Below are 6945 nucleotides of genomic sequence, written 5' to 3' on the forward strand. Positions count from 1 at the left end.
CCTGGCGCGCGTTATGCGTATTCCGACATCGGCACGCACGAGCAGAACAGGTTGCGGTCGCCGTAGACGTTGTCCGCGCGGCCGACCGGCGGCCAGTACTTGTTCGTGCCCAGCGATGCGACCGGGTACGCAGCCTGCTCGCGCGAGTACGCGTGCGGCCATTCGTTCGCGGTGACGACGGCCGCCGTGTGCGGGGCGTGACGCAGCGGGTTGTCCTCGCGGTCGGCGCGGCCTTCCTCGACGGCACGGATTTCGTCGCGGATCGCGATCATCGCGGCGATGAAGCGGTCGAGTTCTTCCTGCGATTCCGATTCGGTCGGCTCGACCATCAGCGTGCCCGGCACCGGGAAGCTCATCGTCGGCGCGTGGAAACCGTAGTCCATCAGGCGCTTCGCGACGTCGTCGACGGTGATGCCGCTCGATTCCTTGATCGGACGCAGGTCGAGAATGCACTCGTGCGCAACCAGCCCGCCCGGGCCCGAATACAGCACCGGGTAGTGCGGCGCGAGGCGCTTCGCGATGTAGTTCGCGTTGAGGATCGCGGTTTCCGTCGCGGCGGTCAGGTTCTTCGCGCCCATCATCGCGATGTACATCCACGAGATCGGCAGGATCGACGCCGAGCCGTACGGCGCGGCCGATACCGCGCCGATGCCGTCTTCTTCGCGCGTGTAGCCGGTCGAACGCTGGTTCGGCAGGAACTTCGCGAGGTGCGCGCCGACTGCAACCGGGCCGACGCCCGGGCCGCCACCGCCGTGCGGGATGCAGAAGGTCTTGTGCAGGTTCAGGTGCGACACGTCGCCGCCGAACTGGCCCGGCGCGGTCAGGCCGACCATCGCGTTCATGTTCGCGCCGTCGACGTACACCTGGCCGCCGTGAGCATGGACAATCTCGCAGATCTCGCGGACGTTCTGCTCGAACACGCCGTGCGTCGACGGATACGTGATCATGATCGCTGCGAGGTCCTTCGCGTGCTCGTCAGCCTTCGCCTTCAGGTCGGCGATGTCGACGTTGCCCTGCGCGTCGCATGCAACGACCACGACCTTCATGCCGGCCATGTGCGCGGATGCCGGGTTCGTGCCGTGGGCGGACGCCGGGATCAGGCACACGTCGCGGTGGGCTTCGCCGCGCGATGCGTGGTAAGCGTGGATGATCAGCAGGCCCGCGTACTCGCCCTGCGAGCCCGCGTTCGGCTGCAGCGACACGGCCGCGTAGCCGGTGGCCGCGACGAGCATCTGCTCGAGCTGGTCGATCATCTCGCGGTAGCCGACGGTCTGGTCGGCCGGTGCGAACGGGTGGATGCCGCCGAATTCGGGCCACGTGACGGGCAGCATTTCCGACGTCGCGTTCAGCTTCATCGTGCACGAGCCGAGCGGGATCATCGAGCGGTCGAGCGCGAGATCCTTGTCCGACAGGCTGCGCAGGTAGCGCAGCATTTCGGTTTCGGAATGGTGACGGTTGAACACGTGGTGCGTCAGGTACGCGCTCGTGCGCTCGAGGCCGGCCGGCAGCGCGGCGACGCCGGCGAGGCCCGCGTCCAGCGCGTCGACGGCCGGTGCGGTGCCGCCTGCAGCTTGCGCGAACACGGCGAGCAGATCGGCGAGGTCGTCGCGCGTCGTCGTTTCGTCGACCGACACGCCGACTTGCGTGTCGCTCACGCGGCGCAGGTTGATGCGCTTCGCCTTCGCGAATTCGTGAACCTGCGCGGTGCGCGCGCCGGTGTCGATCGTCAGCGTGTCGAAGAACGTGTCGTTGACGGTCGCGAAGCCGAGCTGCTTCACGCCGGCGGCGAGCAGCGCCGCGATGCGGTTCACGCGCAGCGCGATCGTCTTCAGGCCGTGCGGGCCGTGGTAGACCGCGTACATGCTGGCCATGATCGCGAGCAGCGCCTGCGCGGTACACACGTTCGACGTCGCCTTCTCGCGGCGGATGTGCTGTTCGCGCGTCTGCAGCGCGAGGCGCAGCGCGGGCTTGCCCTGCGCGTCGACCGTCACGCCGACGAGGCGGCCCGGCATCTGGCGCTTGAATTCGTCACGCACCGCGAGATACGCGGCGTGCGGGCCGCCGAAGCCCATCGGCACGCCGAAGCGCTGCGTGTTGCCGATCGCGACGTCCGCGCCCCAGTCGCCAGGCGGCGTGAGCACGGTCAGCGCGAGCAGGTCGGCCGCCACGACCACGTGGCCGCCGGCCGCGTGGATCGCTTCGGTGAGCGCGCGGTAGTCGCGCACGTCGCCGTTCACGCCCGGGTACTGGAGCAGCACGCCGAATGCATTCGCTTGGGCAGCGTCGGCGGCCGGGCCGGTCTTGACCTCGATGCCGACCGGCAGCGCGCGCGTGCGGATCACTTCGAGCGTTTGCGGCAGCACGTCGTCGGCGACGTAGAACACGTTCGACGTCGGCTTGCCGGTGCGCTGCAGCAGCGTCATCGCTTCGGCGGCGGCGGTGGCTTCATCGAGCAGCGACGCGTTCGAGATCGCGAGGCCGGTGAGGTCGGCGACCATCTGCTGGAAGTTCAGGAGCGCCTCGAGGCGACCCTGGGAAATTTCAGGCTGGTACGGCGTGTAAGCCGTGTACCACGCCGGGTTTTCGAGCACGTTGCGCAGGATGACGGCCGGCGTGTGCGTGTCGTGGTAACCCTGACCGATATACGAGCGGAACACCTGGTTCTTGTCTGCGAGCGCACGCAGTGCGGCGAGGGCTTCGGCCTCGCTCTTCGGCTGCGCGAACGGGCCGAGCGGCAGCGTTTCGGCGCGGCGGATCGAGGCCGGGATCACGGCGTCGATCAGGGCGGCGCGCGACGCGAAGCCGAGCGTGTCGAGCATGGCCTGCTGGCTGGCGGCGTCGGGGCCGATATGGCGTTCGGCGAACGCATCGTGCGTTTCGAGCGCGGCGAGCGAGAGGGGCGTGCGGTTCATCAGGCGGTCCGGGTGTTCGAGCTTCATGGCGTTCCTTGGTCGGCCCAGGCTAGCGCGTCAGCGCCGACTCGGGCCCCATGCTTTGCGGTCGACCCGGGCGGCGCCTTGACGCCGGCCCGGGTTCCGCGCGGGGCAGGGCGGCTGACCCGTCCCGCGCGATTCAGGGAGGGTTAGTCGATCAGCTTGCTGTAGGCGGCGGCGTCGAGCAGGTTGTCGGTCGATGCACCGGCTGCGAGCTTGATCTTGAACAGCCATGCGTCATACGCATCGCCATTCACGTCTTCCGGGGCGTCGGCCACGTCGGTGTTGATCGCGACCACTTCGCCGGTCACGGGCGAGTAGATGTCCGACGCGGCTTTCACCGATTCGACGACGCCGATCGCGTCGCCTGCCTTCACTTGCGAGCCGACTTTCGGCAGCTCGAGGAACACGATGTCGCCAAGCGTGTTCTGCGCGTGATCGGTGATGCCGATCGACAGCGTGCCGTCGGCTTCGGTGCGGATCCACTCGTGTTCGTCGGTGTACTTCAGATCGGCCGGGACGTTGCTCATCGGATGCTCCTGATAAAAGGGTTTGTTCGTTTTGCTGGCGCGCCGCCGGGGCGCGCCGGGTGTGGTGTTGCGCCGGGCGCCATCTCCCGGCTTCCCGGGAGGCGGGCCTCCCGGCCGTTACGCAGCGAGGACCTTGCCGTTGCGCACGAACGGCAGTTTTACCACGCGCGCGGGAAGATTCTTGTCTCGAATTTGCACCTGGACCAGGTCGCCGATCTGGACGGCCGCCGGCACGCGCGCGAACGCGATCGATTCCTGCATCGACGGCGAGAACGTGCCGCTCGTGATCTCGCCTTCGCCGTGCGGCGTGACGACCTTCTGGTGCGCGCGCAGCACGCCGCCCGCCTTGCCGTTTTCCTTCTGCAGGATCAGGCCGACGAACGCGGCGCGGGTGCCGTTGGCTTCCAGTGCGGCGCGGCCGACGAAGTCGCGCGGCGCGGTGAGGTCGACCGTCCACGCGAGGCCCGCGTCGAGCGGCGACACGGTGTCGTCCATGTCCTGGCCGTACAGGTTCATGCCGGCCTCGAGGCGCAGCGTGTCGCGCGCCCCCAGCCCGCACGGGCGCACGCCGTTTTGCTGCAGCGCGTTCCACAGCGCTTCGACGTGCACGGCCGGGACGATCACTTCGAAACCGTCTTCACCGGTGTAGCCGGTGCGGGCGACGGTGAGATCGCCGAACGGCGTGCCGGCGACCTGCGCGGCGTTGAACGGCTTCAGTTCGCTGGTGGCGGCGCGCGCGGCGGGTACGGTCGACCAGGCTTTTTCGCGGGCGTTCGGGCCCTGTACGGCGACGATCGCGAAATCGCGGCGCGGCGTGATCGTGACGCCGAAGCCGCCTTGCTCGTTCAGCTGGTTGAACCACGCGATGTCTTTCTCGGCCGTGCCGGCGTTGACGACGACGCGGAAGAATTCTTCGGTGAAGTAGTAGACGATCAGGTCGTCGATGACGCCGCCCTGCGGATTGAGCAGGCACGAGTAGAGGGCCTTGCCGGGCGTCTTGAGCTTGCCGACGTTGTTCGCGATCGCGTGCTCGAAGAACGCGCGCACGCGGCTGCCGGTGAAATCGACCACGCACATGTGCGACACGTCGAACATGCCGGCGTCGGTGCGCACGGCTTCATGTTCTTCGATCTGCGAGCCGTAGTTGACGGGCATGTCCCAGCCGCCGAAGTCGACCATGCGGGCATTGAGCGCGCGGTGCGCGGCGTTGAGCGGGGTGTGATTCAGTGCAGTCATCGAGGCCTCAGGCAAGGCGCTTGCGCGCGGATCAGAACGGCCATGTGCCGACCACCGCGGCCAACGGCCTGCGAGCGATCCGGTACATGCCCCTCTGTCCTCGATACCTGAGAGATTGCGTTGCCGGCCGAGCCTGGCGAACGCGCGCCCCTTCGGTGGGCAGCTTGCCCGCGCAGCTGATGCGCTGCGGGCTACTGCCGCTCTCCAGAGTGCGGGGAGAGTGTGGCCCGCGCAATGCGCGGACGCGATTCCCCGACGCGGTCGGTCCTTTTGCCTGAGAGTTTGCGGGTGTGCCCCTTCGGCGGCGCAACCGGGTTGAAACAGCCCGGTTACACGCTCTCCCGACGCGTGCGGGCGACTGTACGCGAGCGGGTGGGCCTTGTCAATTTGAGCAAAAGAATGTCGCTTCGCGACAAGCGGCGGCAGCCGGTGCCGCCGCTTTTTTCCGCACCGGCGGGCGCCGGCGCGTTACTCGCCGATCGCGCGCGCGGCCGTGTCGAGTTCCTGGTTCAGCACGCGCTGCTCGTCGCCGGACAGGCCGCCGCTGTGCTGCGCGGACATGTCGTTCGATTCCTGGCGGATCACGTCGAGACGATGGTGAAGCTGCGCGCCGTACGGCGGCGGGTAGTACCCGCCGTTCACGCGCGCATCGATACGGCGGTGCAGGTTGTCGATCCGGCCCTGGATCTGCTGCATCCGCTCGTTCGCGACGACCTGCGGATTGGGCCGCGGCGGGGGCGCCGGGCGGACCGGCTGCTGCGGCTGCACGATACAGGCCGCAAGCGAGGAAACCAGGACGCAGCACGCTGCCGCGCGAATCAACCGTTGCATCAACATTCTCCTGACGGATTGGTGTCGGATCGACTTTTTTGAGAAACGCGTCAGACCGGTCGGACGCTGACTTTCGTTCCCCCGGCATTTGTAACCGAATGTTCGGGGCGGTCCAAGTGCGCGTGCGCCGGCCGGCCGCCGCCGGCCGGCGCGCGGCGTCAGATCGCGCGGCGCACGAACGGCAGCCGGCGGCCGTCGTGCTCGCTCTGCGCGGCGAGCTCGATGATCGTCATCACGTCGACGGCGTCCTGCGGGGTGACGGGGAACGGCGCGCCGTCGCGGATCGACGCGGCGAGCGCACGGTAGAACTCCGCATACTGGCCGTCGAGCGTCGGCACCGGGCGCTCGACCTCGACGTCGCCGTCGAGCACGCGCAGCAGGCCGGGCGGGTTGCCGCCGCCGAATTCGACGTCGTCCGCGGTGAGGCCGGCCTTGAGCTGGTCCTCCTGCGTGTCGAGCCCGAACTTCTGGTAGCTGCCGCCCGTGCCGTGCAGCGTGAAGCGCGCCGGTTCGATCGCCGACAGCGCGCTCGCATGCAGCGCGACGTCCTTGTCCGGATAGCCGAGCTGCAGATGCACGAAATCGGGCGCCGTGCCGTTGTCGCGGCGCGTCTTGACGGTCGCGCCGACCGTTTCCGGCAGGCCGAACAGCGCGAGCGCCTGGTCGATCAGGTGCGGGCCGAGATCGAGCAGCAGGCCGCCGCCGCGAGCGGGCTCCTCGCGCCAGCGCGTGCGCGGCGTGGGCCGGAAGCGGTCGAAGTGCGACGCGAAATAGGTGAGCCGGCCGAGCTCGCCCGATTCGACGATGCGGCGCACGGTGAGGAAATCACCGTCCCAGCGGCGGTTGTGGAACGGCGCGAACAGCCGGCTGCGCGCGTTCGCGAGCCGCGCGAGCGCGAGCGCCTCGTCGGCGGTGAGCGTGACGGGCTTGTCGACGACCACGTGGCGGCCGGCTTCGAGCACCTGGCGCGCGAGCGCGAAGTGCGTGTCGTTCGGCGTGGCGATCACCACGCATTCGATGTCGTCGAGGCCGAGCAGCGTGTCGAGATCGGGGACGACGCGCGCGCCCGGATACGCCGCCTGCGCGCGATCGGGTTGCCCCGTCGCGATCGCGGCGACTTCAGTGCGGCCGCTCGTGGCGATCACCGGCGCGTGAAACGTCGCGCCGGCGAAACCGAAACCCATCAATCCAATCCTGAGCAATGACGACATGGCAATCCCTGGCTGCGAACGAAACTAAAGGATGGCGCGCCGAGACGGCGCGAAGACGACCGGCTATTTTGGCATGGCGCCGCCGTTCGCACTGGCGCGTTTGGGCGAAACGCGCGGCGCGAGGCGGCGCTTGCGCAAGGAACGCCGGCAATTTGCCCGGGCCCCCGCCTGCCGCATGCGCGGGGTTGCCCGCCGGCCCACGCG

At 68.8% G+C, this 6945-nt stretch carries 5 protein-coding genes and 2 riboswitches; all 5 genes read right to left on the reverse strand.

Going from position 1 to position 6945, the window contains the following annotated elements:
• Positions 1-11 precede the first annotated feature (11 nt).
• The 5 genes from gcvP to G3N61_RS27800 all read right to left on the reverse strand — a co-directional run bounded on the left by gcvP (position 12) and on the right by G3N61_RS27800 (position 6741).
• On the reverse strand, positions 12-2939 hold the full coding sequence (gene gcvP, locus G3N61_RS27780) for an aminomethyl-transferring glycine dehydrogenase (protein WP_089449684.1): 2928 nt from the start codon (positions 2937-2939) through the stop codon (positions 12-14).
• A 143-nt stretch (positions 2940-3082) separates the two neighbouring features.
• Positions 3083-3463, reverse strand: a complete 381-nt coding sequence (gene gcvH, locus G3N61_RS27785; protein ID WP_043184996.1) for a glycine cleavage system protein GcvH — start codon at positions 3461-3463, stop codon at positions 3083-3085.
• Between the two features lie 117 nt (positions 3464-3580).
• Positions 3581-4699 (reverse strand): glycine cleavage system aminomethyltransferase GcvT, encoded by a 1119-nt coding sequence (gene gcvT / locus G3N61_RS27790; RefSeq protein WP_011350563.1) that lies wholly within the window; start codon positions 4697-4699, stop codon positions 3581-3583.
• Positions 4700-4783: 84 nt separating this feature from the next.
• A riboswitch (glycine riboswitch) is annotated at positions 4784-4917 on the reverse strand.
• 33 nt (positions 4918-4950) lie between these two features.
• Positions 4951-5053: riboswitch (glycine riboswitch) on the reverse strand.
• A gap of 114 nt (positions 5054-5167) precedes the next feature.
• Positions 5168-5530 carry a hypothetical protein gene (locus G3N61_RS27795; RefSeq protein ID WP_011350564.1) on the reverse strand — a complete coding sequence of 121 codons (363 nt, stop codon included), beginning with the start codon at positions 5528-5530 and terminating at the stop codon, positions 5168-5170.
• Positions 5531-5688: 158 nt separating this feature from the next.
• Positions 5689-6741 (reverse strand): oxidoreductase, encoded by a 1053-nt coding sequence (locus G3N61_RS27800; RefSeq protein WP_205824081.1) that lies wholly within the window; start codon positions 6739-6741, stop codon positions 5689-5691.
• Positions 6742-6945: the final 204 nt, after the last annotated feature.

The organism is Burkholderia sp. Ac-20349, from assembly GCF_017104865.1.
Lineage (GTDB): Bacteria > Pseudomonadota > Gammaproteobacteria > Burkholderiales > Burkholderiaceae > Burkholderia > Burkholderia aenigmatica.